We start from the raw sequence: 26,705 nt of genomic DNA on the forward strand, positions 1-26,705 counted from the left end.
ATAACTACTTTATACCAAAAAACAAGCAAAAAGTCAACCCCTAAAAAGCTGACCTTTCGCTCGATTTACTTCTCTACTGAATACCCAAATGATGTTTTACACGCGCCACAACGTCGCCAATTACAACCTGAGATTTTACCAAATAATCATCAACACCCAAGCTCTCAGCACGTTCCTTATCCTTTGGCTGACTGAGTGCCGTTAACATAATAATCCTCACATTAGCAGTTTCTGGCGTATTGCGAAGAATATCCAAAACATCAAAACCACTAATCTTTGGCATCATCACATCCAAAAGAATCAAATCTGGACGATATTCAACAGTGGCAGACAGAGCGTCTTCTCCATTGTTGGCTTCTCTAACATCAAACCCTTCAATCTCTAGTCGCGACCTATAGACCGCAGACAGAGCCATATCATCCTCAACTAGTAAAATCTTCTTTTTTTGTCCGTTCATACTATCTCCATTTTATGTTGTCCAGCCCAAAAACACAAGCTTTATAACGACTTCGCCTTATCCATCTGCGGATCTACGTTATTATTGACATCGTCCGACGAAAGATCAACTTTTACATCAGGTTCTATACCTGTTTTATCTATATTTTTGCCCTTTGGGGTATACCATCTGGCTTCAGTAACTTTCATTTGCGACCCGCCAGGTAGTCCAAGTACAATCTGCACGCTTCCCTTGCCGTAACTCTTCTGACCAACCAGCGTGGCTTTTCCGTATTCACGAAGCGCCCCAGCTGTAATTTCGCTAGCACTGGCGCTGTTACCGTTAATAAGCACCACCGTCTTCATATTGCCCAGAATTGGCGTTCCGGTCGTACGCAGCGTTTTAACAATTTCAGGACCTCGACGCTCGGTCATAGCTATTTGATTGTCCAGCCAGATGCCCAATAGCCCTTGAGCAGCCCCAACCGTTCCGCCCGGGTTGTTTCGCAGATCCAAAATCACCTTCTTAACGCCTTTTTCAACAAATTCCGAAGCGTATTTTCTGGACAAGCTTACTGTATCATCGCCGAATCGATTAACTTTCAAAATACCAATTTCTCCATCAATTTCCGACTCCACTGCCGGAGAAACTATATTCTGACGCACAACCGACACTTCACGCGTTTGACCACCGCTTAATAACGTCAATTTAACAGACGTACCAACTTCTCCGCGGATTTTACTCACAACTTTTTCCACTGACCAATCAGAAGAAGCCTCGTCATTCACCTTAACAATCGCCTCGCCAGCCTTAATTCCCGCCTTCTGAGCTGGACTGTTTTCCAGAGGTTTTATGATAGTCGGCTTATTATTCCTAAGGCCAATCTCCGCACCAATTCCACCACCAATTTGACCACTTAATGACTTGTCAAACTCCTTCGTCTCATCTGGGTCCATATACGCCGTATGAGGATCGCCAGCCGCTTCAACTAGCCCACGATTAGCGCCGTAAATTAACTTTTGGGTGTCCAATTTTCCATCGTAGTTAGCAATCAGTTCTTGGTATGTTTTTTGAACGCTAGATAAGTCAATCGTTTTATTTGAAGTTCTAACGCCAAATACCGACGCCACATTAGCAAACAGCGCATCAGAGCGAGCTCCCGCCACAAAACTAACAATAGCCACAATAACAAGCGTCAAAAACCAACTTAATTGTTGTCTTTTCTCTCCCGTAACCATATGCTTATTATACTACAAAACGCCCGTTTAACACGAGCGTTTTTGTATATCACTTTATGCCGATTAGAAGTAAACGTATGTCAATCCTGAAGCTGAGCGTGTGTAATGCCTATATAAACCGTCCCAGGCAAAGTTGTAGTCACTAACAGTAATGGTTCCATCGCCATTGACAGACTCAACATACATAACGTGTCCGTAATATCCAATATTCATCACAGCTGCTGCACCAGCTTTTGGTGTTGAGCCGCTAGAAATACCATAGCGCGCTGCAGTTGACGGCCACTGATTCGCGTTACCTGCGCCACCAAAATGCGGAACATACCGTCCAGTGCTATGAATTTTCCAAGCCACGTAGCTCACACATTCACGCGTGTATAGTCCCCATGGATCGATATAAGCATCAAGTGGAGCACTCGCCCAGACACCAGGATAACCGCCACCGCCAGGTATGCCGCCTGGAATGGAGACATTGCCGCCACCAAGAGCTCGTCGGTTGGCCGCAGCCTGCTCTTCTCGCAACTTCGCTACTTCAGAATTACGTTTCTGAGCCAGAGCCGCATAGTTATTCTGGTCATTCTTCGTGTCAGTAATCAGTTTCGCCTTCTCAGATTGCTTAGCCGCCATTGCATTGCGCTGCAATTCTTGGTCGCGAAGCGTATTCTCGACAGACTTCTTATTCTCTTCCAGCTTTTTCTGCAGAGACTTAATCTCTTTAATTTTATCATTCAACGAAGTTTTCAGAGAATTACGCTGTTCTTGCTTGTCAATGTAATCGCTAATATTTTTTGAACTAGCAAGCATCTCCAGTGGCGAAATCTGATCATCAACATACAAATCCGCCAAAATTCGCCCCATCGCTTTACGATTGTGCTTAATTAACTCTTCGTTCTTTTTTATCTGATCATTAAGGCTATTTATCTTCTTTTGGCTATCAGAAATCTGCGCTTGAATAGCTGATATTTGTCCGTTTATCTTATCAAGTTCCGCCTGTAAACTATCAGCCATCTCACCCAAGCGTGAAGCCTCAGAGTTATAATTGTCTGCTTCTTGTTGTTTTGCCTGAATTTCGGCGTTATAGTCGCGAGCTAATACGTGTGATGCCAAGCCAAAAATGCCCGATCCAGCGAGCAATGCAGACATCGCCACCAGAGAAGCTCTGCTGACTAATGATGCCGAAACTGGTGTGGTGGACCGTAGTTTCATACGTCTATGTTAGCATAAGCATAATCAGTATGTCAAGGACTTTTACAACTTAAGATATTTGCGAGTTGCCACCCAGGATGACGCTACGCCAATCGCCGCGCCAACCAGAATCATGCTCAAGAAAACCAGCACGCCGTACATTTTTAGATGATTCAAAAGATTATCGATAGGAATTCCGTATTTTACCATCGGATCATGCGCAAGAATTAGCAGTCCATACCCAACCACCGTTGCGATAATTGCCGCGATAAATCCGTACATTATAGCCTCAACGATAAACGGACCTCTGATGAAACTGCGTTCTGCGCCAATCAACTTCATCATCTCAATCTCATCCTTGCGGTTGAAAATTGCCATACGAATTGTATTAAAGACCACAAGCGATGAAATCACCACGAAAACAACCGTAGCGATCGACCCGCCGATACTCGCCAATCTCACCCAATTGCCAACTGTTTTAATAGCTTGCTGGCGCTCACCTGAGAATGATGGTTCCCTGTTAGGATCTTTGTACTTTTTATACAGATCATCTGTTTTAACAAAATTATTTAATGACTGCTGGTTGTTCAATTCCTTCACGGAAACACGAAGCGTTGCCGACATCTCATTGCTAGACTCACGAATTGCCTCGAGCGTGTCTGGATTGTCCTTATATTGTTCAGCTTGCTTTTCGCGCGCTTCTTCCGCGGAAATATACTTAACGCTATCGACATTATCTAATTTTTCAATTCGAGATTTAATCGTTTTAATCGTTTTTTCTGGCGTGTCGCCCTTTAAGTAAATTGACATATCGGCACGCTTGGAAACGTTTGAAACAGTATCAACCAAAACCTGACGCGCTGATAACGTTATAAACACGATGATCAACGTGACGCTCATCACCGCAGTCGCAGCAATTGTCAGCCAGGCATTACGGCTAAAGTTATTGATGCCATATCGACACATTCTGACAAACGTCAACCAACCTCGTCGGCACTGACGTATACGAATAGTTTCTTTGCTCTTGTTGGATTTACTAGCTGATTTCATTACTGTTTATAACTCCCTCTCGCCTGATCAGAGGTGATTTTACCATGATCAATTGTAATAACGCGCCGCTTCAATTTGTTAACAATCTCCACGTTGTGAGTCGTCAAAATAACCGTCGTACCATATTTGTTAATCTTTTCCAGCAAGCGAACAATATCCCAGCTATGCTTCGGGTCCAAGTTTCCAGTCGGCTCATCTGCAATCAGAATCTTCGGCTGACGCACCACCGCCCTAGCAATCGCTACACGCTGACGCTCACCGCCAGAAAGCTGATGAGGAAAATGCTTTTCCTTCCCCTTAAGACCAACCAGTTCGATCACCTTCGGCACAGTTGCCTTAATTTCCCGATTTGTCATTCCAGCAATTTCCAGCGCAAACGCCACATTTTCAAACACCGTTCGATTCGGAAGCAACTTAAAATCCTGAAAGACCACGCCAATTTTCCGACGCAACAGCGGAATATGTTTGTCCTTCAAATTGTCATAATCAATTCCGCCAACCACAATTTTTCCAGAGCTTGGCTTTTCTTCACGAGTCAGAAGTTTCAAAAGTGTCGATTTGCCAGCACCCGACGTACCAACAATAATCACAAATTCACCAGCGCCAACATGGATGCTTGCTCGGTTCAGCGCCGGCTTGTTACTTTTTCCGTAGTTCTTCGTTACCCTATCTAACAGAATCATTACTAGTATTATACCATAAGCTAAATATTTTTAGAATTAGCATTTTGTTCTAAATACGCCGTAATGAATTCGTCAATATCGCCGTCCAGAACACCTTGAGCGTTGCGATTTTCGTGCTTTGTGCGCGTATCTTTAACTAGCGTATATGGATGCAAAACGTAATTTCTAATTTGACTGCCCCAGTTTGCCGATTCACCAGCCCTAAGATCAGACAAAGTTTCGGCATGTTGCTCTAATTTCATCGCTAACAATTTTGACCGCAAAATCTTCAGTGCCGTTTCTTTATTCTGAATCTGCGAGCGCTCATTCTGAATAGCCACCGTAATCCCTGTCGGCTCATGCGTCACCCGAACCGCCGAATCCGTCGTATTCACACCTTGACCGCCCTTGCCGCCCGAACGATAGACATCAATTCTTAAATCATTCGGGTCAATTGATATTTCATCTGGCGCGTCAATTTTCGGCAAAACCTCGACAAGCGCAAAACTAGTCTGCCGCAAATTGTCCGCGTTAAACGGACTTAATCGCACCAAACGATGCACGCCATTTTCCGACCGCAATTTTCCATAAGCAAAGGATCCAGAAATCTCCAAGACGACCGTTTTAATTCCAGCGTCGTCATTCGTCGAGCGTTCCAGCGTATCAACTTTCATGCCAGACTTTTCCGCCCAGCGCAAATACATTCGCTCCAACATCGCCGCAAAATCCTGTGCATCTAGCCCGCCCACGCCAGCGGAAATGCGCATAATTGCCGAACGATTATCATATTCGCCAGAGAATAATAAATCGGTTTTATGCCTATCAAAACTCTTCTCAATTGCCGAAACTTGCGCCTGGAATTCCGGCAACAAATCGTCATCACCAAGTTCCATCAACTCAACCATATCACCAACCTGCACCGTCAAAGTCTGCCAAGGCTCGACGGTCTGACGAAGGCTAGCGGCTTGTTTCGTTAATTCTTGGGCGTAATCAGGATTATTCCAAATTTCCGGCTGGTTCAATTGATCATCCAGCTCCGCCAATTTCTGCTCCAAATCAGAAAACTTCAGCGCTTTTTTAGCCTGTTCAATTTCTTTTTCTAACTCACCAATTTTCTTTTTTAGCGGTTGCATGTATTTTATTGTACCATTTTTCAACACTCAATTCTCTGTTAAAATAAAAAGATGGATAAAGATATTGAGAAAATTCTATTTACAAACGAAGATATAAAAACGGCAGTTCAAAAACTTGGGAAAAAATTGACCGAGGATTATCACGATAAAAATCCTGTCGTCGTGGGTATTTTACGCGGCGCAGCGCCGTTTATGATCGACTTGATACAGGCGATGGATTGCTATATGGAAATTGATTTCATGGCGGTTTCCAGCTACGGCGACGACACAAAATCTTCTGGATCTGTAAAAATTATCAAAGATTTGGACACCGACGTGGCGGATAGGCACGTGTTGATCGTTGAGGACATAATTGACAGCGGTCGAACCGCCCAAGCGCTAAGAGAATTATTTGCCGCAAAAAATGCTGCGTCGGTAAAAATATGCTCGCTATTAGACAAACCAGCGCGGCGCGAAGTTGACGCGGAAGCTGATTATGTCGGCATCGATACGCCAAACGAATTTGTCGTTGGTTACGGTCTGGATTTTCGCCAGCAATATCGTAACTTGCCATACATCGGCATCTTAAAACCAGAAGTCTATCAAGATTAAAGTTCTTCTACGGCGGCAACAAATTGCTCGCCACGATCAGAATAGCTCTTAAACATATCAAAGCTGGCGGCCGCTGGGCTAAGAATCACCACGTCGCCAGATTGCGCTTTATTTTTGATTGATTTGGCAACCTCTTTCATTGTCGCCATATCTAATTGGATAATTTCGCAATCAATTTTCTCTTCCCTTAAGACTTCCCTAATTTCATCAGAGTTGGCACCATTGATAATTACCAGTCGTACGTTTTGTCGGGCAATTTCTTTTGCTAGTTCAGAATAGTCCGCGCCTTTATCCGATCCGCCCAAAATCAAAATTTTCGGCTCCGCAAAAGCTTTTAATGCCGCAATCGCACTGCCCGGAGTTGTCGAAATACTGTCATCGTAATATTTCACGCCGTATTTTTCAGCAACAAACTTCAATCGATGCGGCAACCCCGTAAACTCGCTAAGCCCTCTCTTTATCTCATCATCCGACACGTTCGGCAAAATCGATTTCACCGCCGCTATCGCCGCGCACGCATTATCAATATTATGTTTCCCCGGCAAGCGAATCGCAGAAGTTATGCTGTCCGAAAGAACAAATGGGTACTCCTTTTTCTGTGCCAAACTCGCATCTGCAATCGACGAACTAAACTCATTTTGAGAATTATAGACAACATAATCGTCCGCGGTTTGGAACTTGGCAATATTCGCTTTTGCCGCCAAATAGTCATTAAAATCAGCGTGGACATTCAAGTGGTCAGGCTCAATCATCAGCACCACAGCAACGTGCGGAGATTTCTGCAAATCCCACAATTGAAAACTGGACAATTCATAAACGACAATGTCATCTTTCTCAATTTTCGGCAAAATATCCAAAGCTGGCACGCCAATATTTCCCACTAAATGAACGGTTTTACCTGCCGCGCGCAAAATCGACGAGATAAAACTACACGTCGTCCCTTTGCCTTTTGTGCCAGTCACGCCAATTATAGTCGCTGGGCAATTGGCAAAAAACTCATTTGTCGCCGACCAAATTTGACCGCTAGTCTTTATCTTTTTTGGCGGAAGACTTGGCGACCTAACGATTAAATCTGCATCCTCCAGCCCCGAAAATCCCGTCTGATAAGCCACATTTTCCGGCAAATTATCTACTTTTTCACACTCGTCCGCCACTAAAAAATCAGCTTCCGGAAACTTCTCCCGAAAATAACGCAAATTAGATTGACCTTCAACACCAAAACCAGCAATGACATTTTTCATAACCTGATTATATCACGAGCAATTTACGATTACACCCTAAAACAGCTTGTCGAGCTTATCATACAGCTTTGTTAATAGCTCTTTTTCTTCCGAAGTAACTGCCGCCAACGTCCACGTGTTGGATGCGAAAAATTGACGAGCCGTTTCAATCAACTGATCAGGAGTTACCGCTAAAATAGAATCTGGAACGGCGGCATAATCTCTCACGAAATCATCAGCAAAATATCGTCCTACGTAAAAATTACTTACTTGCCCAACAGTTTGAGCGCCCATTTGATAACGACCCAACGAATATGACTTCACACTTTCCAAATCCTCTTCGGAAATAGATCCAGCCAAAACCTTCTTCAACTCTCTCACGATAATATCAAAGAGTTTTTCTGCAGTTTCGACGTTTACTTGTCCACCAAAATCCCAAGCCGAATCGTAAAAACCAATCGACGTATCACTAAAAATACCATACGCCAAGCCTTTTTTACGAGCCGCGCCAAAAATCCTCGAGCTCATCGTGCCGGTCAGAATGTGGTTCAATGCGTTCATGGCCGTGACTTCTTCGTCACTTAGCTCACGTGGAGTCATCATCGACCAGCCAAACGTCAAATTCGTCGCCTCTTTTCGCTTAACTAAGACTGGGTTAGCCCTGCGTGGTTCATCGCGCGGAATAACGAACCGCTCGCCCGTCTCTAATTGCCATCCCTCAAGATGTTCTTTAATAGCCGCTTTTCGTCCAGCCATTTTTCCAGCCACCACAAACCGCATATTCTTCAAGGTATGCGTTCGCTTGTGATGATTTTTAATGTCTTTCAGCTCAATATTAGCAATTGTTTTTAAGCGCTGATTATACGTCAAAATATCTTCACCCAGCGCCTGCTGAATGCGCGGCCACATCACGCGGTTATGATTGTTGAGATAGCCAGTCAATTCAGAGCGAACATTGCCCTTTTCCGCCTCAAGCTCATCAGCGTTGAATCGCGGCGTTGTAATAGCCAATCTCTGAAGCTCCAAAATCCTGTCCCACTCAAAATCCGCACAAATCGCTTCATAAACCATTGAATAGTCAGAAGTGTAAGCGTTGTGATAGGCGCCGTTCTTGGTAAATTCCTGCTCGTAATTGTGCTCCGAACGAAACTTTTCATTCGCACCGAACGCCATATGCTCCATAATGTGAGCCGTTTCGTAAATATCTTTATTCAGAACATAGCGATTGCCTGCCCTGAATTGCACCTGAAAACTCATTACCGTAGCATCTGGAACGTCAATCAACAAGCCGCGCGCACCATTCTTCAGTCTAATTTCCTCAACTGTATGTTTCATTGCCTAATTCTCTGATTATTTACGATTTTTCTTACGGTTCTGTCGCTGAGCCTTTTTCTTCTTTCGAGCTTGATTCTTCGCACGATTTGATTCCGCGCTAGTCTTGCCTTTTTTCACAGAGAAGTCATCGTCTCGATTTTCCTCGCCCGAACCAATTTCATTTACGCCACGCTCAACGGCATTTTCTGCCAACCTAGTTAGCTCAGTGTCATATTCGTCGTCTTGAGATTGACGAACCGTAGCATCGGCTTTATGAATATTAAATATCGTCGCCAGAACTTCATCGCGGAGATTAGCCTGTAAACTCTCAAACAACTTCTGGGATTCTGATCGGTATTCTACCAAAGGATCGCGCTGTCCAACACTTCGCCAGTGAATTCCCTCACGCAAATGTTGCATATTTTCCAAATGTTGCATCCACAATGTATCCAGCACCGCCATGTAAACTTCGCGCTCAACTCCGCGCAAATCATCAGCGCCAATCTCACGCTCTTTCTCCGCGTAAGCTTCTTCAGCCAGCTCCAGCGCCTTCTCATAGCGCAAACGATCTTTCTTCTCCTTGCCAACCTTTTCAATTTTTTCCTTATCAATTGGGAAAATAACTGAGAAATCCTCGACAAACTTTGGGTTATTCTTTGATGGAAGAGTCGTCAATTCGTGAACTTTAGCTCGCAATAATCGCTCAATTTCTGGCTTAATATTGTCACCTTCCAAAATCCTGCGTCGCATGACATAAACGACGCGGCGATGACGGTTAATCACATTGTCGTATTGAACAACATTTTTGCGCGTATCAAAGTTATAACCCTCAACTCGCTTCTGTGCTGCTTCCAATGTTTTCGATACGGCGCGAGTTCTGATTGGCGTATCATCATCAACGCCCAGCCTATCCATCAATGACGCAATTCGCTCACCCTGGAAAATTCGCATCAAATCATCTTCGGTCGAAACATAGAACTGAGTCTCGCCTGGATCACCCTGACGTCCGCCACGACCGCGCAACTGATTGTCAATTCGGCGTGATTCGTGTCGCTCTGAACCGATAACAACCAGTCCGCCCAATTCCTTCACGCCCTCGCCAAGCTTAATGTCGGTACCACGACCAGCGATATTCGTAGCCAAAGTAATCGCGCCTTTTTCGCCGGCTTTCGCAACAATCGCAGCCTCACGCTCATTGTTCTTAGCGTTCAGAATCTCAAATTTAATACCTTCTTTTTCCAAATATTTAGCAATTTGCTCATTCTTTTCAATAGAGCCAGAACCAACCAAAACAGGACGACCTTGCTTGTGGTAATCCTTAATCGCCTCAGCGACAGCTTTAAGTTTGGCTTTTTCAGTCTTAAAAATCAGGTCTTCCTTATCCTCGCGAATAACTGGTTTGTTCGGTGGAATTTGAATAACATCAAGTGAATAAATTTGCTGGAACTCTTCAGCCTCAGTAAATGCCGTACCGGTCATACCGCTCAATTTATTGTACAAACGGAAATAATTCTGGAAGGAAATTGTCGCCAAGGTCATACTCTCTTCCAGCACAGGAACGCCTTCTTTTGCCTCAATTGCCTGATGCAAACCTTCGTTGTAGCGGCGACCCTGCATCAAACGACCAGTGTGTTCGTCAACGATGATCACCTCGCCGTCATTGGTTACAACATAATCCTTATCACGCTTGAATAATGTCTGTGCTCGCAAAGCTTGATCCATGTGATAAACACTGCGCACGTGATCTGGCGTGTACAAGTTTTTTATTCCCAACAATTTCTGAACTTTTTCAACGCCTTCGTCAGTCAAAGCAACACTTCGGCGCTTTTCATCCAAAACATAATCTTCCGGAACCAACTTCGCGGCGATTTTAGCAAACGTATAATAATTATCAGGATTTTCAGCCGCTGGAGCAGAGATAATAAGTGGCGTACGAGCTTCGTCAATCAAAATTGAGTCAACCTCGTCAACGATTGCGAAGTTCAATTCACGCTGCCTGAGCAAATCGACATCATTAACCATATTGTCGCGCAAATAGTCAAAGCCAAACTCGTTATTCGTGCCATATGTAATGTCCGCAGCGTAAGCTTCTTTACGTGAAACCGGGCGAAGCTTGCGCATTCGAGGGTCGTCGTGATGCTCATTGTCATAATCTTTATCATAGACAAATGACGCTTCGTTAATAATCACACCGGTGGTCAAGCCCAGAAAATCATACACTTGACCCATCCAGCCAGCGTCGCGCTGAGCCAAATAGTCATTAACCGTCACCACGTGAACACCCTTGCCTTCCAAAGCGTTCAGATAAGTTGGCAATGTCGCCACAAGAGTCTTACCTTCACCAGTTTTCATCTCGGCAACGTTACCCTCATGAAGAACCATACCGCCAATCAACTGCACGTCATACGGACGCTCGCCAATCACACGCTTAGCAGCTTCCCTTGCTACAGCAAACGCGTCTGGCAAAATCGTATCAAGTGTCACACTCTTCTTCGACAAACGCTTTTTCAGCTCGTCAGTTTGCGCCCGAAGCTCCTTGTCGGACATCTTTTCATATTTGTCATTCAGACCGTTAATAACATCAACTTGCTTACGCAATCGTTTCAAAATCTTCTTCTGTGGATCGCCAAAAATCTTACTCAGCGCTTTTTGTTGTGTAATTGCCATAAACCTTAAAACTCCCTCACTTTCAGGCATTTTCAAAAACTTCTTTTATTATAACTTTTTTCAGGCAATTTGAAAAGAAAAAGCGCCCAGAATCTGAACGCTTTCCTGCTAATTTCATCTATCAATTATTTTCGACCGAAAGTTTGCTTTAGCTTCGCCAAAACCCCACGACTTCCGCCAACGTGAGCCAGCACATCGTCTTTGTACTTACGAACTTGACCATTCAACCTAGCTTCAACAATATCCACTGCAGCCAAAACGTTCATGGTTGAATCCTTAGCTACAATCTTCTTATCCGGCACATTGATGATAACTTCAACCTCGTACTTGTTGCCGCCAGGATTGTCAATCTGCTTAATCTTAACGTCTGCAGATGCACTTTTTCGCGCGTGGCGTGGCAAGTATTTTCCCAGAGAACCAATTTTCCTTTCAACATATTTTTTTGTTGTGGCGTTCAGCTCATATTTAACGCCAGTAATTGTAATATCCTTAATCATTTTTCCTCCTACTAACTAGTATGCTCTCTATTATATCACGTCACGACCATTCATATACGGACGAAGTACTTCAGGGACAGTCAAAGTTCCATCTGGATTCTGGAAATTCTCCAAAATCACCACCAATGAGCGAGCCAGCGACACCGCAGTTCCGTTCAACGTGTGAACAGATTCAATCGTGCCGTTTTCTCGCCTGACTCGAATATTCAAACCACGAGCTTGATAATCAGTACAATTTGAACAACTCGTCAGTTCACGATAAGTTTGGTCAACCGGCGACCAATATTCAATGTCGTACTTTTTCGCAGCCGGCGCACCCAAATCGCCCGCCGCAATATTAACCACGTGATAAGAAATCCCAATTTGCTGCCAAAGCGCCTCTTCAACGCTAAGAATTTTCTCATGAATCTCTTTAGATTGCTCCGGCAGACAGAACGCGTACATTTCCAGCTTATTAAACTGATGAACTCGGAATAGACCACGTGTGTGCTTGCCGTATGTTCCCGCCTCTTTTCGATAGCAAGGACTATAGCCAGCGTACAGTAATGGCAAATCTTTTTCGTCCAAAATCTCATCCGCGTGGTAGCCGGTTAATGGCATTTCCGCCGTACCGATTAGCGTCAAATCTTCACCGTCAACTACATATTCATTGCTGCCTTCACCCTTCGGAGTAAAACCTGCGCCCTCAGCCGTTCGCAAATTGACCATATGTGGCACGGTCATAAATGTGAAGCCCTGCTTTGTTACGTAATCCAAGGCAAATTGAGTTACGGCATTTTCCAGCAAAGCCAAATCGCCCTTCAAATAATAAAACTTCGCACCAGCCACTTTAGCGCCACGTTCAAAGTCCGCCCAACCGCGACTTACGGCATAATCCAAATGATCTTTTGCGCCAGTTTTGCAATCGCCATAAACTTTTATTTCAACAGAATCTTCTTCACCACCCAAAGGCACGTCGTCAAAAGTGATATTCGGGACGTTTTTAAGAATTGCCGCAACTTTTTCCTCGGTCGATTTCAAATAACTCTCACGCTCTGCTAGCTCAACTTTCAATTGCTTGCCCTGATCAATTAACTCTTGATCTGGTCGACCGCCCTTCATCTTCGCTGAAATAGCATTGCGCTGTTCGCGTAACGCTTCAACCTGCTTCTGCAAATCGCGGCGCTCATCGTCTAATTGCAACAACGCCGCAATATCAACTTTATAGCCTTTATCATTTGCCGACTTTTGCACCAAATCGGCATTTTCTCGGATGAACTTGATGTCTAACATATCTTCATTATATAACAATTCTGAATAAAATCTTTCAAACGTGAGAAATCATTCCTACGCCAAGCATAACCAATAAAAACAGCCCCAGGACAAATCGATAAATTATGAATGGTCGGAAATTATTGCTCTGAATAAATTTTAACAGCCACGACACAGCCAAATAACCGACGCCGAATGAAATTACCGTGGCGATTATAGTTGGAGTCCAGCCAACGCCGCCAGAAATGTGTTTATATTTGGTAGCGACTTCCAACAACCCCGCCGCGACTAGCGCTGGAATACCCAAGAAGAAACTCAATTTCGTAACCGACACGCGGTCAAATCCACGGAATAAACCGACTGAAATCGTTGCGCCAGAGCGACTAATTCCCGGAATGAGCGACAAACATTGCCCCGCGCCAATAGCCAGCGTGTCTTTCCAACTCGTCTCAGTTTCGCCACGCTTGTTATTTGCCGCACGATTGTCAGCCAGCCACATAACAACACTCCAGCCAATAAGCCCGAACGCCACAAACCACAAACTGCGCAGAACTGTTTCAACTTCGTGCTTGAATAACAGTCCGACAATCGCAATAGGAATTGAACCGATAATAATTGCCCAGCCATATTTATAATCAAACTTTCGACGCGCTCGTCTCCACCATAAACCACGCCACCAAGCCTGTAAAATTCGCCAGATGTCGCTCCAGAAATAAATCACCGCCGCCAAAATTGCTCCGATCTGGATTATCGCCGTAAAAGCCACGACGCTCGGATCGTCAATTCGCATTCCCATCAACTTCTCAGCAATTGTCAAATGTCCAGTCGAAGAAATCGGTAAGAATTCCGTAATTCCCTCGATTATGCCGAGAATAATCGCTTGCCACCAAGCCACGCTTAAAAATTACCTTTCATCCTTCAAGTGTAGCATTAGCGGTAAAATCATTCAAATGCATGAGCCTAAGATTCGGAATTTTCTGCTTCAATCGAGTTTTGATAGAACAAACCGCTGACATTCACACCCGCAGGAGCATAAATTTTCAAGCCGGTTATCGGCTTATAAAACTTCAAGCAGCCGTCAAAGAATATCGCGTTACACTTCCTAGAAACGGACAGTACAATTTTATCGCCATCGCGGCGCACGTTAATTTCTGGTTTATTCGCCTTTGGCAAATCCACAAACTCCGCTTCCACCTTAAACTTGTCAGAATTTATTCGCGAAACATTCCCCACTGGCATATCAATAAAAATTGAATTAGCGTTTGTCGTATCTGGAATATCGATATTCACTTTCTTCGTGAGCTGCTGCGATTCACGTGCATATTCCAAGCCAGCGTGCGCGCTAAATATTGCGGCGCTTGCCAAACTCATGAAAACAACGGATGCCGCCACGATCATTGTGATTACAGACATTCGATTGACCTTCCAAACAAATATGCTACGCGTTACAATTGCGCCAAATATTACCGTCGCGATTCCGCCAATTGCCAAGGAAATCCATACTCCCCACGCCCACATTTGCATTCCCAAACCGCCGAGCATATCAACCATGGAAATACCAAGCGCCCCGCCAACAATCAGCCCAAACAGTATCGCTAGCGTCGTAAACAGTACCACAGTGCCGACAAAATATTGGAAAAATTTCGCAATTGGGGTTTTTCCGACAGACACAGTTGAAATTCCATCAGCGGAAGCTTCCTTAAGCGCAGCCAAAGTTACTGGCTTTCCGCGCATTCGTAACTTGTCCGACACGGTTTTTGCTGGCGGCATCGACACCCACATCGCGAGGTAAACCAGCACCATCGTACCAAATGTTACGAACGGCGAGATAATTGCAATCAGTCGCACCCACAACGGATTGATATTAAAGTACGCCGCTATTCCCGCGCACACGCCGCCAATGACAGCTCCGTCCGTGTCGCGCATCAATTGCTTTTCTGGTTTTTCATTATCATCCGTCAATTCGTCAATTGTGCCATCACTATCATCCGAAAAATCACGCGGCTCACCCATTTGATTTTTAATCGCCAAAACGTCATCGTCGCTAATAACACCCTCTTTCATAACGCCACGCTCGGCTAGAATTTCAACCATTCGCGCCTCAATTTCCTTCATCGCTTCCGCGTCGGCGTGCATATTTTTCTGAATCGAATTAAGGTACTTTTCTAGCGATTTCTTAGCGTCAATTTCCACGCTAAACGCCGTTTTTGCCAGATGAATCCTGGTTATTTCCTTCATTATTTTATTCCTTTCTCTAAGTTATCAAGCGAATTATTTAGCATATTTATGCGATCTTTGAGTTCGTGAATCAATTGATCGCCGTGATCTGTCAATGAATAATATTTTCGCGGCGGACCTTGCTCGCTTTCCTGCCATTCGTGTTGCAAATATCCGTCTTTCTGCAGCCTGTTCAGCAGCGGATAAATCGTACCTTCGACCACTGTTAAGTCCGAATCGTTCAACTGCTTAACAATGTCGCCGGCGTACTGCGCTTTATTAGAACAAACCAGTAAAACGCAATAAACCAAAAATCCTTTTCGCAATTGGACCGCCAAGCTTTCCGCATAGCTATCAACGTCCACTTTTACCTTCTTTCGGTATGTTAGAGCCCTTAATTTTGCCGTCTTTAATTAGGATTTGATAATCGCATTTCTTAGCCAAATCAACGTCGTGTGTCACGATAATCAGAGTTGCGCCTTCTTGCTTGTTGTAATTGAACAGCAATTCTTCCACCTTCGCGCCAGTTTCGCTATCCAAATTTCCCGTAGGTTCGTCCGCAAAAATAATCTGAGGACTGCTGACAATCGCCCGCGCAATCGCCAAACGCTGCTTCTGACCGCCCGACAAATCCTTTGCACGATTCTTACGCTTCTCATACAGATCAACCGCCTTCAGCGCCTCATTGATTTTACTTTCCCTCAAGCCCCTTGGCATTTTCACAATTTCCAGTGGCAAACTCACATTATCCGCCACGCTTTCATTGCCCTGAACAAAGAAACTCTGGAAAATAAAACCTATTTTTCTCGCGCGGAACTCGTCAACTTGCTTTTGTTTCAATTTCAAAATATCCTGACCGTCAATAATCACTTGACCTTGCTGCGGTCGATCCAAGCCAGAAATTGCATGCATCAGCGTCGATTTTCCCGAACCAGATTTTCCCAAAATCGCCACGCTCACACCAGTCGGAATTTGCATACTAACATCATTTAGCGCCACAAATTGGTTCTTCTTTTTGCCGTAAATTTTCGTCACATTTTTAAGCTCAATCATAACAATTCTCCTATTCCGTCCTTAACGCCTCAATTGGATCTAATTTTGTTGCCTTACGGCTCGGCAGCCATCCAGAAAGCACCGCCATAATCATCAGCCCGATTATCAAAAGTCCCATTTGCAGAGGATTAACGACTAATAGATTCGTACCTTGCTCCAACTTCAGGAAATTAGCAATCATAGGATTGAGCAGCGACATCAAACTCGCCAAACCAACGCCGATCAAACCGCCGAGAAGCCCGACCCACGCCGCTTCATACCTGAACATTTTACCGATATCACGACCTCGCATTCCCAAAGCTTTCATTAGTCCAATCTGACTAGTTCGCTCCAGAACCGAAATGTACATCGTATTAACAATTCCAAACACGCTCGCAAGTAGCGCCAAAGCGCCAAACCCAATTAGCGCCATTTGAGCCATATTCACAAAAGTCAGCATAGCCTTGCGTACATCCTGAACCGAAGACGCCATATAGTCCTTGCCAAGCTCACTCTTCACCGCCTCAACATTTTTCTCATCATCAACCGACGCAATTACGTAAGAATAATCATTAGGCAAATCTTTGGCGTGGCTGAAGGCGTAAATCTCCTTAGCATCATCCACAGAAACGCGCACAGCTGGCTGGTAAAACAGGATCGTATCCGAAGGTTTATCGACTGCTGCGACTTTCAGAGATATTTCCTTGTCAGCGTTCTTGCTCGGCGAATCTCCTTTTTTCAATCCTAGCGTAATCGTTTGTCCAATTGCCGATTTCGCATCACTAAATCCCATTTCTTTTACGTAAGATTCCGGAATAACAACTTCGCCTTTTTTCGGCATAAAATTGTCCAAATTACCAGCCGCAAACTTCATTCGAGTTTTATCAAACTTCACGGTTACATTAGGCACGAATTTTTTGTTATTTGCCGAACTTTTGGCGTATAAAACTCCATACATAGAATAAGCTGGCGTCACTTTTTCTACGTGCGGGGTTTGCTGTATTTTTTTCACGTCGTTATCAGTCATCGAATATTTTTCTATCGCCTTAGACTGATCCTTCTCCGTATCTTCCGAGTCGCTATATTCTGGAAGATTGCTATCAGGTCCTGACGAGGTCACTTTTTTATAGACCGAAACGGATTTTTTATCGCCAGCCGCGTCGACCATGCTGTTTGTATACAGCCGACCGCCTTCTCCAGCCATCAGCGCCAGACCAATCGTAAACGCTCCAACTGAAATTGCCAGCGCGGTTAAAATCGTGCGGCCTTTTGACTGTCCCAAATTTCGACCGGCGCGTTTAATAATGTCAATTCTTCTCACATTAAGCTCCTTGTTGATTTACTATACATAGTACTATGTTATACAAGGTACCTTAAATAGTCAAGGTATTTTTGAAAATAATATTCAAAAAATCGTAGATTCTGTCAGCTTAGGTATCGCTATTTTCGCCTAGCTTTAACTATCTTCGCCAATCCATTAAGCGCGCGCTTATAAAAAGAGTCAACGTTCACACGTTCCCGCGGCTCGTCGTCACTCACATCGTCCTGAATCTCGTGGCTGCCCGCAACAACCTCGTTCTTCTCTATCGACTCATTATCCACCAAGCCAGCCATATATCTAGCAGCATCAAAAAACGTCGGATCTCCCCAAATCTTGACTTCTTCATCATCTCCGCAATCAATTACTGCGGAAATAACCTGCTCGTCGTCCTTATTGTAGATTTCATCATCAATTCCATCGCAATCATCGATCTCTTCGTCGCCATATTCAACGTCAAAGCGCCCGCTATAAAATCGACAATCGGCGATAATGCCACGACACAAATCACCTTGGTCATTTCTCTGCCATACGCTCATCAATATCACCAGATCAGAAGTAGACAGATCAGCCTCCTTAAGCAACTTAACAGACTGTCCTTTACTGATAATTAGACGACCACTCCCCTCTGCTCTAGACTCATCAATATACATCACATCCTGTGGCGATACGTCCGGATAAGTATCGAGTGTGTATAGCACTTCGGGAGACATTGTCTCGGCTGTAACTTGTCGTAATCTATCAGGCACTCCATTATTATATTTTTCAGACATTTTATGACCTCCTCAATTTAATCTTATTCCTCATCATACTCATCTTCAATCTCTTGGTCCAGAATCTCTTCAATCACGTCTTCCAGCGTAATAATTCCCAGCTCCGCCTCATCATCCATCACCACAAACAAATGATTCCGCGTTTGAATGAATCGACTTAAGACCGTATCCAGGCGCGACCTCTTGTCAATATCGTAAATTTTATCGCGGTACAATTGGCTAATTGGCAACGGCAAATCTCGTCCAACGACATCCTTCACGTATAAAACTCCGACCAATTCCCCGTCAGATTGAACTGGAATTCGCGAATGTCCAGCGTGCTTAATCTGAGCGAGTAGAGTTGCATCCAGCTCGTCATCCAAATCCACGACAAAAACCTCGCTCATCGGCGTAACCAAATCGCCAGCCGTCTTTTTACTAAACTGTAGCGCTCCCGCCGCGATTCGACTTTCATCATAATCAACCGGACTGTCAGACCTAACGGCGTGCTCATGAATGATCTCCTCCAACTCCTGATGAGAATATAATTGCGGCGTTTCCTTACCCAGCCAGCGATTCAACAATTTCGACATCGGCTGAGCAAGCGGCCAAAATAGCACGTAAATCACATCAAGCAGCCAAAAGAAATATCGCACAAATCGATATCCACGCTGCGAGAAAATCGCCTGCGGCAAAATCTCGCCAAACATCGTAATGAGGAGTGTCGCAATCAAGCCACCAACCACGCCATTCGTCATGTTGCCAAGTAAAATTGACATCGCGGTATTCACGCCGACGTTGCCGAGCAAAATACAGAAAATCAAATAATAGCCGTCTTTTCGATATCGATATACTCGCGCCGCAATTTTGTCGCCCTGCCTGGCCTTTCGCTTCAAGTCATCAGGTCGCGCCATCATTAGACCAATATTCAACCCGGAAAATAGCCCAGAAAGCGCCAATAGAACAGTCGCCGCCAACCACAATAGAATATCAGACATAATTACAACCTCTACTCTGAATCGCAGCTAAAAATAGCCTGCCAGAAAATAACTCCAATAAAAAATCCATATCTTTAATTATAGCAAAATTACAAGTTGACTTGCGGATAAATCGCCCGAGTTGTTTCGTCAATTTCGCTCTTAAGCTGTGGGAACGGCACACCTTCACGCGCTGTAACGCCCTCGAAAATCCAAAATACCCTTTCAGAATATCCCCAACCACAAGCCGGCGGCATTCCATATTCCAACATCTCAACATAATCAATATCAAGCATCATCGCCTCTTCATCACCAGCGTCACGCATTTGCTGTTGCTCAAGGAAACGATTCAATTGGTCAATCGGATCATTCAGCTCAGAGAATCCATTGCCCAATTCCGAACCAGCGATCACCGGCTGAAAACGCTCCACCGTCTCTGGATTTTCCGGATTAGTCTTTGACAACGGACTAATAAACTTCGGCGTATTCACCAACCAGACCGGACCAGCAACGTCTTTACGAATATTCTTCCATAATTTATCAATGCTGCGTGGAATAGAATCAGTTTTTTCAACTTCCAAATTATACTCTTTCAGTTTAGCGGCAACCTCTTCAATCGTCGTGTTATAAACATCGATTCCGTAATGCTTGCGAATAACTTCAGCGTAATCCCAAACTTCCCACTCGCCGCTCATATCGACATTGAATTTGCCCAATTGGAATTGCAAAGTACCAAAAGTCTTCTGAAGCACATCTTTATACATCGACTCCATAAAACGCATTCCCTGTTTCCAGTCCCAGTAAGCCGCATACCACTCCATAGCAATATGCTCCGGCAAATGCTCGTCCGAGTAATTTTCATTGCGAAAACGCGGACCGAGGTCATAGACTTTCTCAAATCCAGCACCAATCAATCGCTTCAACGGCAATTCGTGGCTAATTCGCAAGTAAAACTGCTGATCACCCAGCGCATCCATATGCGTCACAAATGGGTTCGCGTCCGCACCGCCAGTGGTGTGCTCCAAAACAGGAACATTAATCTCAATGAATCCATGACTGTTCAAATAATCTCGCGTTGCCTGCCAAAACTTACTTCGGCGAATAAATCGCTCGCGAACTTCAGGATTGACGTTCATATCAACATAACGTCGGCGCAAGCGCTCTTCCTTATTCTCTAATTTTTCTGGCATTGGTCTCAACGATTTAGTCAACAATCTAAGTTCGCGCACACCAACGGATTTTTCGCCCGTTTGCGTCGTGGTCATCACACCCTTCGCCTCAATAAAATCGCCCGTGTCCAGCAATTTAAGTTGCCTCATTCCAAGCACACCGCGCGCAGCATCTAATTCCGCCACGTCATCACGCTGCAAGTAAAGTTGCACATCACCAGATTGATCGCGTAATTTAATAAATGCCAATTTACCAAAACTGCGAATAGACGCCACACGACCCGCAACAACAACTTCCTTACCAGCTAGCTCATCATACTTAGACAAAACCTCAGCACAAGTATGAGTTCGTTCTGATTTTGCTGGATATGGTTCAACGCCTAATTGACGTAACGTTTCCAGTTTTCGTAGTCGTTCATTGCGATAATCTTGAAGTGTAGCCATAACAGAGATAATTATAGCACATTATACGCGGCAAATCCCGCTAGGTTTAAGATATCGACTTAATAATGTAGGTAATTTCGGCTTTTGGCGTTTTAATCGTTACTTCATCACCAATTTTCTTACCAATCAATTCTTTACCAATTGGCGACTGATCTGAGATTCGTCCAGCCAATGGATCAGCTTCAACTGGTCCAACTACCGTGTAAGATACGGTTCTTTCTGGGCATTGCAATTCAACTGTACTGCCCAAACCAACACTTGAGCTGCCGTTGGATTTAATAATTTCGGCGTTCTGTATAATATCTTCAATTTCCAAAATTCGCGTTTCCACCAAGCCCTGCTCTTCGCGTGCAGCGTCATATTCCGCGTTTTCACTCAAGTCGCCAAAATCTCGCGCTGCCGCAATTTTTTCAGCAATCTCGCCACGTCGCCCTTTCAACTCTGCCAATTCTTTTTCTAAATCAGCCTTTCCAGCTTCTGTAATTTGATAAGTTTTTTTCATAAAAATTTCCTCCTCTACTGTATGTAGTGGTATTAGTCTTACGATCTACACTAAATATAGTGTTTTTAATTAGTCTTGATTAAGTCTATCTGAGTATATCAATCGCTATTTATTATGTCAATATAATCAGCCTTACCGACTCAAGCAAAAATCCATCAATTGCTGATAATCCATTTTTCGCGTTTCGCCAGTTGCTCGTTCCGTCAATTCAAACAAGCCATCACCGTCAATCGCTCGATCTCCAATCGTTATCCGCCACGGCAGACCCATAAGTTCAGCATCGGCAAATTTCACGCCTGGACGCTCGTCGCGATCATCAAGTAGCGCATCGACGCCGCTATTAGCCAGCTCGTCATAAAACTTACCTGCTAGTTCCTGCCCTTTTTTGCCAATTGCAACAATATGAACCTTAAACGGCGCAATATTTTCCGGCCAAACCAAACCTTTATCATCAGCGAACTTCTCGACAATCACGCCCATAACTCGCGTAATTCCAATACCATAACTTCCCATATAAGCGTATCGCTCTTTACCTTCGGCGTCGGTAAACACCAACTTCATTTCTTCGGATTTCTGCGTACCGAAATTAAAGATATTGCCAACTTCAGCAGTTTTCACTTTCTCTAACTCACTACGATCAACACCGAGCTCCTTAATCGCCTCGTCCAAAACTTCCTCATTAACAGCGATATTTTTACCGCGATGCAAATAAATATAATCCTCACCAGCATCGCAAATCGTCTGAAACTCATGGCTAAACTTCGTGAAAGCGCCGCCAGAAGCAAACGTCACATACGTTTCATCGCCAATTCCAAATCGGTCATAACAACGCTTATATGCCTCGATGACTGAATTGTAATAATTATCCAAACTCTCCTTGTTGTCGTGAATCGAATACATATCCTTCATCACAAATTCACGACCACGCATAATTCCACTCTTAGCGCGAAGTTCATTTCGCAATTTATTCTGGAATTGATAAACGCTAATTGGCAAATCTTTGTAGCTCTTTAAGTAATTACGGAGAAGATCAACAATCGGCTCCTCGTGTGTCCAACCAAAGCCAATGTCCGTGCCGTCTTGCAATTTAGACTTAAACCAAACGTCGACCAATTCATCACTCCAGCGACCAGTTTCTTGCCACAATTCCTTTCGCTGCAAAGTACTCATCACCAATTCCTGGCTATCGACTTTATCCATTTCCTCGCGAACAATTTGCTTAATATTCTCAAGAACCCTCAAACCCAACGGCAAAAACGAATAAACGCCAGCCATCGTTTTATGTACGTAGCCAGCACGAATCAAAAGCTGGGCGTTTCGCGCAACCTCGCCAGCTGGCGCCTGTTTCAAAGTTCTAGTAAAAAGTTGTGTCATTCGCATATTTTTCTCCTTTACATAAATATAAATGGCAATAACGATTCCGTCTGATTGATTGCGCCCGTATTGACAAACAAGAAATAAAAAGCTATTCCGTTTTTCGCCATATGCATCATAATCGGCACCCAAATTGCGCCAGTGTATTCCCTGGTCGCACACATCACTAGGCTTAAAGTAAATGTATCAACTGCCACCGCCCATTGCAATGGCGAATCCGGACCAACCCAAAGATGCGCCGCGCCAAACGCTATGCTCGTTATGATAATTGATAGCCAAATTGAGAAAGAATTGCGCAACTTACCGTAAAGATATCCGCGATACAAAAGTTCCTCAACAATCGGCGCCAGCACCACCAACACAACGAAAGCCATGATAAATTGCCAATGGGTCGCCAACATACTCTGGCTGAACGGTATGGCTTGTTTTTGTTGTATGTCAACCGAGAAAATACCACTGGCGATGCTCATCATAACCATTGTTAGTAAAAAGTACGCCACAAAAGCAAACGGAGAAATGAATATTTCCAAAAACGTCGGCCAATCGTTCACGCCCAAATTGCTCAAAGTTGTTCGGCGCTTCTTAACCAAAAACGGCACACCAATCACGACAATTAGCGACAAAATATATACAACAACCGAAAGCACCGTATTAAAAATAACTGGATTCGCAGAATTGAGAGGTACGCCGATTTTTATTAAAGCACCGACCGCCAATGAAACAATAACTTCCACCGCCAAAAATACGCCATAAACCCAAGCTGGGAGCGCCAAAATCAGCCACCATTTGCGGTTTTTTAATTTCTTAGAAGAACTTTCCAACATCACTGATCGTCACCAAAATTGTTAAGATTAATAGAATCAACATACCGGTTGCCTGAATATTTTCTTCACGTTCTTTTGTTAAATCTTTCTTAAATAAGCGGAAAATTGTCATCGTAAACCAACGACCGCCGTCGAGCGCTGGGATTGGTAGAATGTTCATCACAGCCATCATCAGCGAGATTAACGCCGCCACGAAAATGATATTTTCAATTCCAGAACTGACAACCGACGGGAACAATACGCCTAGCATGCCAATTGGTCCTACTACACTCCCGCTAACAGATGCCAAATCAGCTCGTGCGGATTCTTTTGATTCTGCGGAACCGAATATTTGTCCAATTGATCCGTGCACGGTTTTTACTAATAACACACCAACGCCTTTGATAGTTTCGTATGACAATTGCCCGGTGGTCGCCACACCCACAATAGGCGCCGACCATGTGCTATACATTTTCTCCGTCTGCCCCGGAATAACGCCCAAATATCCGCTTCCCTTCACGGACTTTTCATCATTCAGCTGGACGTCAACAGCTGACTCTTTGCCGTCACGCCTGTACTTGACGTTGATTTTTTTGCCAGCATTCTCCTTCGTTACAATTGGCAACTTTCCCGCCTCTGTAAGCGGTTGATTATTTATTTGCATCAATTGATCATTAACCTTAAGTCCAGCTTTATCGGCAGGCGAACCTGGCGTAACTTTCGCTATCGCCACTGGTGAACGCCTAACCTCTGTGTCAAATGGCAATTGAACTTGGTTCGACAGGATTTTCGGCATGCCAATTACCGCAAGAATCGTGAACAAAACAATTGCAGTTATCCAGTTCGTCACGACGCCAGCCAGCAAGATTTTCGTCTTCACCCAAAATGTTGATCCGCCATATGTACCCTCGCCTTTTGCGGAATCGTATTCGCCTTTCAATCTAACAAATCCACCAAGCGGCAGCCAATTCAGACTAAACGTTACGTTTTCGCCCAAGAAGCTTCGCTTTACTTTCCATTTTTTTGCGGCAGGCGGAAATCCGACTCCGAATTCCTCAACCTTGACGCCGTTTCTCTTGGCGACAATAGCATGACCTAATTCATGCAAAACCACCAATAAAATGAGAACGAATAGCCCTAAAAGTACTCCCCAAATAATCATTTCCCAAACCGCCTATTCCGATTAGCATATTCCTCTAAAATCACCGACACGTCTTCTACCGTCATGTCTGGCCAATTTTTCTCAATAAACATCAACTCACTGTACGCTGATCGCCACAACATAAAGTTGCTGAGCCGTTGCTCGCTAGAAGTTCTAACAATCAAATCACACGGTGGCACCTCTGGCGCGTATATATTTTGAGCAATCAACTCGGGTGTAATTTCCTCAGCAGAAACTCCAGATTGAACAATTTTTTTAACCGCATCAGCAATCTCCAAATGTCCGCCATAGTTCAAGCATAAAACCAGTTCTCCGTTTTTCAAATCGGCAGTTTTCTCCTCAGCCTCGTCAATCGCTTTGATCAATTGATCCGACAAACCTTCCCTGGATCCGATAACCCTCAAGCGAACCTCGTTTTCAATAAATATCGGCAGGTCAGCCTTCAGTATGTTCAATAGCAATTTCATCAAATGTCGGACTTCTTCCTCTGACCGTTTCCAGTTTTCCGTACTAAAAACGTAAGCGCTCGCATATTTCACGCCTCGATGAAGAACTTCCAGCGCCACGTCTTTTAGCGCGTTATAGCCCGCCAGATGTCCTTCGTATGTCGGCAAGCCATGCTGTTTTGCCCATCGCCGATTTCCATCAACAATAAACCCGATGTGTCGCGGCAAACTCACATTTTCACTCATTATCTGCCCTCCATTCATCAATTAATTTTACATCTTGAACATCTTTTTCGCGACTACGCCATTTTTTCCATTGATATAAAAACTCTAAATTGACGAACCTCACGCCATCATATTCCACCGCGTAATCAAGCAAATCGTCATAACTAACAGCTTGCCCATCAAAAACCCAGCCGTCCCAAACTTCAGCCGAACCATCATCTTTTACAAAATAAAAACGCTGATTATCGTCAAACTTTTTAGACCAATCGCCACTTTCCTCAGAGAGATTTTTCATCAAATCAGAACTCGCCGCAAGATCAATATCACTAGCTGGACGAATTCCCAATTGATCCAAAATCCCACTACCAATAACAATAATTTGATCCAACGGCAAATCCAATGCCTTCACTTTATTGGCAAAAGTTTCGCTCATTAAACTGTTAAGACGCCCTTTTCTTTCGCCTTAAATGCCTCGTCAATTTGCGTCTGCATCTTACCCATTAAGCCGTCAATTTCTTTCTCTACGCGCTTCAAATCGTCTTCGCTCAGCTCTTTATTATCCTTCATTCGCTTAGCGTCCTTTAATGCATCCTGACGAATATTACGCATCGCAATTCGAGCCTCCTCAACCTTTTCGCTAACCTGTTTTACCAATTGGTGGCGGCGCTCTTCCGTCAAAGCTGGAACTGGAACGCGAACCACTCGCCCATCGTCAGACGGATTAAAACCTAGGCTTTGGTTATCGCGAATTGCAGAAGAAATTGCCGTAATGTTACTCGGGTCAAATGGCGTAACTAGCAGCATTTGTGCCTCTGGAGCGGTTACGTTTGCGACTTGATTAAGTGGCATTTTCGTACCGTAAGCCTCAACCATAACGCCGTCGAGCATTCCAGCGTGTGCCCTGCCCGTTCGCACCTTCTTCAACTCATCTTGAAAAAAGCTAAACGCTGCATTCATTTTTTCTTCATAAGGGTTTGTGTCGAACATATTTCCTCCAATTTATCTATCCGTTATTATATCAAACTTCAAGCGTCTTGTCTGCT

The 26,705-nt window shown here is 44.2% G+C and carries 27 protein-coding genes; 1 reads left to right on the forward strand and 26 read right to left on the reverse strand.

All coding sequences use genetic code 11. From position 1 onward, the window contains the following. Positions 1–73: 73 nt before the first annotated feature. From LRM42_RS01895 to prfB, 6 genes are all read right to left on the reverse strand, one after another. Entirely contained in the window at positions 74–457 is a 384-nt protein-coding gene (locus LRM42_RS01895; RefSeq protein WP_129632476.1) for a response regulator, read from the reverse strand. Between the two features lie 41 nt (positions 458–498). Next, positions 499–1,674 carry a S41 family peptidase gene (locus LRM42_RS01900; protein ID WP_243816540.1) on the reverse strand — a complete coding sequence of 392 codons (1,176 nt, stop codon included), beginning with the start codon at positions 1,672–1,674 and terminating at the stop codon, positions 499–501. A 63-nt stretch (positions 1,675–1,737) separates the two neighbouring features. Then, positions 1,738–2,877, reverse strand: coding sequence for a CHAP domain-containing protein (locus LRM42_RS01905; protein WP_243816541.1), 1,140 nt, complete (start codon positions 2,875–2,877; stop codon positions 1,738–1,740). A gap of 42 nt (positions 2,878–2,919) precedes the next feature. Further along, positions 2,920–3,906 carry a cell division protein FtsX gene (locus LRM42_RS01910; RefSeq protein WP_243816542.1) on the reverse strand — a complete coding sequence of 329 codons (987 nt, stop codon included), beginning with the start codon at positions 3,904–3,906 and terminating at the stop codon, positions 2,920–2,922. Beyond that, positions 3,906–4,589: a cell division ATP-binding protein FtsE gene (ftsE, locus tag LRM42_RS01915; RefSeq protein ID WP_129632464.1), complete on the reverse strand. Its 684-nt coding sequence runs from the start codon at positions 4,587–4,589 to the stop codon at positions 3,906–3,908. Before ftsE ends, LRM42_RS01910 begins: the two co-directional genes overlap by 1 nt. A 20-nt stretch (positions 4,590–4,609) precedes the next feature. Beyond that, positions 4,610–5,701, reverse strand: a complete 1,092-nt coding sequence (gene prfB, locus LRM42_RS01920) for a peptide chain release factor 2 (RefSeq protein ID WP_243816543.1) — start codon at positions 5,699–5,701, stop codon at positions 4,610–4,612. 51 nt (positions 5,702–5,752) lie between these two features. Between prfB and hpt the strand changes: the two genes are divergently transcribed. Then, positions 5,753–6,292: a hypoxanthine phosphoribosyltransferase gene (hpt, locus tag LRM42_RS01925; protein ID WP_243816544.1), complete on the forward strand. Its 540-nt coding sequence runs from the start codon at positions 5,753–5,755 to the stop codon at positions 6,290–6,292. On the opposite strand, the gene murD is transcribed toward hpt, so the two are convergent. From murD to frr, 20 genes are all read right to left on the reverse strand, one after another. Continuing rightward, a complete protein-coding gene (gene murD, locus LRM42_RS01930; RefSeq protein WP_243816545.1) occupies positions 6,289–7,533 on the reverse strand; it encodes a UDP-N-acetylmuramoyl-L-alanine--D-glutamate ligase in 1,245 nt (414 codons plus the stop codon). The genes hpt and murD overlap by 4 nt on opposite strands. 36 nt (positions 7,534–7,569) lie before the next feature. Next, positions 7,570–8,847 carry a M16 family metallopeptidase gene (locus LRM42_RS01935; RefSeq protein ID WP_243816546.1) on the reverse strand — a complete coding sequence of 426 codons (1,278 nt, stop codon included), beginning with the start codon at positions 8,845–8,847 and terminating at the stop codon, positions 7,570–7,572. A 15-nt stretch (positions 8,848–8,862) separates the two neighbouring features. Further along, positions 8,863–11,493 (reverse strand): preprotein translocase subunit SecA, encoded by a 2,631-nt coding sequence (gene secA, locus LRM42_RS01940; protein WP_243816547.1) that lies wholly within the window; start codon positions 11,491–11,493, stop codon positions 8,863–8,865. 125 nt (positions 11,494–11,618) lie between these two features. Continuing rightward, complete coding sequence (gene hpf, locus LRM42_RS01945; RefSeq protein ID WP_129632445.1) at positions 11,619–11,990, reverse strand: ribosome hibernation-promoting factor, HPF/YfiA family; 372 nt, start codon at positions 11,988–11,990, stop codon at positions 11,619–11,621. A 30-nt stretch (positions 11,991–12,020) separates the two neighbouring features. Beyond that, positions 12,021–13,262, reverse strand: a complete 1,242-nt coding sequence (serS, locus tag LRM42_RS01950) for a serine--tRNA ligase (RefSeq protein WP_243816548.1) — start codon at positions 13,260–13,262, stop codon at positions 12,021–12,023. A gap of 34 nt (positions 13,263–13,296) precedes the next feature. Continuing rightward, entirely contained in the window at positions 13,297–14,136 is an 840-nt protein-coding gene (locus LRM42_RS01955; RefSeq protein WP_243816549.1) for an undecaprenyl-diphosphate phosphatase, read from the reverse strand. Between the two features lie 65 nt (positions 14,137–14,201). Continuing rightward, positions 14,202–15,479 carry a PspC domain-containing protein gene (locus LRM42_RS01960; protein WP_243816550.1) on the reverse strand — a complete coding sequence of 426 codons (1,278 nt, stop codon included), beginning with the start codon at positions 15,477–15,479 and terminating at the stop codon, positions 14,202–14,204. Next, positions 15,479–15,823, reverse strand: a complete 345-nt coding sequence (locus tag LRM42_RS01965) for a PadR family transcriptional regulator (protein ID WP_232736394.1) — start codon at positions 15,821–15,823, stop codon at positions 15,479–15,481. The genes LRM42_RS01960 and LRM42_RS01965 overlap by 1 nt, the downstream gene beginning before the upstream one ends. Then, positions 15,813–16,517 carry an ABC transporter ATP-binding protein gene (locus LRM42_RS01970; RefSeq protein WP_445083041.1) on the reverse strand — a complete coding sequence of 235 codons (705 nt, stop codon included), beginning with the start codon at positions 16,515–16,517 and terminating at the stop codon, positions 15,813–15,815. The genes LRM42_RS01965 and LRM42_RS01970 overlap by 11 nt, the downstream gene beginning before the upstream one ends. A 4-nt stretch (positions 16,518–16,521) precedes the next feature. Then, entirely contained in the window at positions 16,522–17,811 is a 1,290-nt protein-coding gene (locus LRM42_RS01975) for an FtsX-like permease family protein (RefSeq protein ID WP_129745572.1), read from the reverse strand. 119 nt (positions 17,812–17,930) lie between these two features. Continuing rightward, entirely contained in the window at positions 17,931–18,581 is a 651-nt protein-coding gene (locus tag LRM42_RS01980; RefSeq protein WP_243816552.1) for a hypothetical protein, read from the reverse strand. Positions 18,582–18,604: 23 nt separating this feature from the next. Next, positions 18,605–19,558 carry a CNNM domain-containing protein gene (locus LRM42_RS01985; protein ID WP_243812533.1) on the reverse strand — a complete coding sequence of 318 codons (954 nt, stop codon included), beginning with the start codon at positions 19,556–19,558 and terminating at the stop codon, positions 18,605–18,607. A gap of 89 nt (positions 19,559–19,647) precedes the next feature. Then, complete coding sequence (locus LRM42_RS01990; protein WP_243816553.1) at positions 19,648–21,150, reverse strand: lysine--tRNA ligase; 1,503 nt, start codon at positions 21,148–21,150, stop codon at positions 19,648–19,650. A 46-nt stretch (positions 21,151–21,196) separates the two neighbouring features. Further along, the gene (greA, locus tag LRM42_RS01995; RefSeq protein WP_243809589.1) at positions 21,197–21,652 is read right to left on the reverse strand and encodes a transcription elongation factor GreA; all 456 of its coding nucleotides are present in this window, start codon (positions 21,650–21,652) and stop codon (positions 21,197–21,199) included. 132 nt (positions 21,653–21,784) lie between these two features. Beyond that, positions 21,785–23,026, reverse strand: a complete 1,242-nt coding sequence (locus LRM42_RS02000; RefSeq protein WP_243816554.1) for an aminoacyl--tRNA ligase-related protein — start codon at positions 23,024–23,026, stop codon at positions 21,785–21,787. Positions 23,027–23,043: 17 nt separating this feature from the next. Continuing rightward, positions 23,044–23,850, reverse strand: coding sequence for a CPBP family intramembrane glutamic endopeptidase (locus LRM42_RS02005; protein WP_243816555.1), 807 nt, complete (start codon positions 23,848–23,850; stop codon positions 23,044–23,046). Further along, positions 23,831–24,991, reverse strand: coding sequence for a M50 family metallopeptidase (locus tag LRM42_RS02010; RefSeq protein ID WP_243816556.1), 1,161 nt, complete (start codon positions 24,989–24,991; stop codon positions 23,831–23,833). Before LRM42_RS02010 ends, LRM42_RS02005 begins: the two co-directional genes overlap by 20 nt. Continuing rightward, positions 24,988–25,683, reverse strand: coding sequence for a polyprenyl diphosphate synthase (uppS, locus tag LRM42_RS02015; protein WP_243816557.1), 696 nt, complete (start codon positions 25,681–25,683; stop codon positions 24,988–24,990). The genes LRM42_RS02010 and uppS overlap by 4 nt, the downstream gene beginning before the upstream one ends. Then, positions 25,676–26,095, reverse strand: coding sequence for a hypothetical protein (locus LRM42_RS02020; RefSeq protein WP_243816558.1), 420 nt, complete (start codon positions 26,093–26,095; stop codon positions 25,676–25,678). The genes uppS and LRM42_RS02020 overlap by 8 nt, the downstream gene beginning before the upstream one ends. After that, complete coding sequence (gene frr / locus LRM42_RS02025) at positions 26,095–26,649, reverse strand: ribosome recycling factor (protein WP_243816559.1); 555 nt, start codon at positions 26,647–26,649, stop codon at positions 26,095–26,097. The genes LRM42_RS02020 and frr overlap by 1 nt, the downstream gene beginning before the upstream one ends. Positions 26,650–26,705 lie beyond the last annotated feature (56 nt).

Source organism: Candidatus Nanosynbacter sp. TM7-075, assembly GCF_022828255.1.
Taxonomy (GTDB): domain Bacteria; phylum Patescibacteriota; class Saccharimonadia; order Saccharimonadales; family Saccharimonadaceae; genus Nanosynbacter.

Bases quoted from the DNA above. Each gene is read 5' to 3' on its own strand.
- uppS (WP_243816557.1), bottom strand. From the start codon at position 25,683: ATGAGTGAAAATGTGAGTTTGCCGCGACACATCGGGTTTATTGTTGAT.
- LRM42_RS01990 (WP_243816553.1), bottom strand. From the start codon at position 21,150: ATGGCTACACTTCAAGATTATCGCAATGAACGACTACGAAAACTGGAA.
- LRM42_RS01905 (WP_243816541.1), bottom strand. From the start codon at position 2,877: ATGAAACTACGGTCCACCACACCAGTTTCGGCATCATTAGTCAGCAGA.
- LRM42_RS01980 (WP_243816552.1), bottom strand. From the start codon at position 18,581: ATGTCTGAAAAATATAATAATGGAGTGCCTGATAGATTACGACAAGTT.
- LRM42_RS01935 (WP_243816546.1), bottom strand. From the start codon at position 8,847: ATGAAACATACAGTTGAGGAAATTAGACTGAAGAATGGTGCGCGCGGC.
- prfB (WP_243816543.1), bottom strand. From the start codon at position 5,701: ATGCAACCGCTAAAAAAGAAAATTGGTGAGTTAGAAAAAGAAATTGAA.
- ftsE (WP_129632464.1), bottom strand. From the start codon at position 4,589: ATGATTCTGTTAGATAGGGTAACGAAGAACTACGGAAAAAGTAACAAG.
- secA (WP_243816547.1), bottom strand. From the start codon at position 11,493: ATGGCAATTACACAACAAAAAGCGCTGAGTAAGATTTTTGGCGATCCA.
- LRM42_RS01985 (WP_243812533.1), bottom strand. From the start codon at position 19,558: ATGTCTGATATTCTATTGTGGTTGGCGGCGACTGTTCTATTGGCGCTT.
- LRM42_RS02005 (WP_243816555.1), bottom strand. From the start codon at position 23,850: ATGTTGGAAAGTTCTTCTAAGAAATTAAAAAACCGCAAATGGTGGCTG.
- LRM42_RS02010 (WP_243816556.1), bottom strand. From the start codon at position 24,991: ATGATTATTTGGGGAGTACTTTTAGGGCTATTCGTTCTCATTTTATTG.
- murD (WP_243816545.1), bottom strand. From the start codon at position 7,533: ATGAAAAATGTCATTGCTGGTTTTGGTGTTGAAGGTCAATCTAATTTG.
- greA (WP_243809589.1), bottom strand. From the start codon at position 21,652: ATGAAAAAAACTTATCAAATTACAGAAGCTGGAAAGGCTGATTTAGAA.
- LRM42_RS02000 (WP_243816554.1), bottom strand. From the start codon at position 23,026: ATGACACAACTTTTTACTAGAACTTTGAAACAGGCGCCAGCTGGCGAG.
- serS (WP_243816548.1), bottom strand. From the start codon at position 13,262: ATGTTAGACATCAAGTTCATCCGAGAAAATGCCGATTTGGTGCAAAAG.
- LRM42_RS01960 (WP_243816550.1), bottom strand. From the start codon at position 15,479: ATGAAGGAAATAACCAGGATTCATCTGGCAAAAACGGCGTTTAGCGTG.
- LRM42_RS01895 (WP_129632476.1), bottom strand. From the start codon at position 457: ATGAACGGACAAAAAAAGAAGATTTTACTAGTTGAGGATGATATGGCT.
- hpf (WP_129632445.1), bottom strand. From the start codon at position 11,990: ATGATTAAGGATATTACAATTACTGGCGTTAAATATGAGCTGAACGCC.
- LRM42_RS01900 (WP_243816540.1), bottom strand. From the start codon at position 1,674: ATGGTTACGGGAGAGAAAAGACAACAATTAAGTTGGTTTTTGACGCTT.
- LRM42_RS02020 (WP_243816558.1), bottom strand. From the start codon at position 26,095: ATGAGCGAAACTTTTGCCAATAAAGTGAAGGCATTGGATTTGCCGTTG.
- frr (WP_243816559.1), bottom strand. From the start codon at position 26,649: ATGTTCGACACAAACCCTTATGAAGAAAAAATGAATGCAGCGTTTAGC.
- LRM42_RS01910 (WP_243816542.1), bottom strand. From the start codon at position 3,906: ATGAAATCAGCTAGTAAATCCAACAAGAGCAAAGAAACTATTCGTATA.
- hpt (WP_243816544.1), top strand. From the start codon at position 5,753: ATGGATAAAGATATTGAGAAAATTCTATTTACAAACGAAGATATAAAA.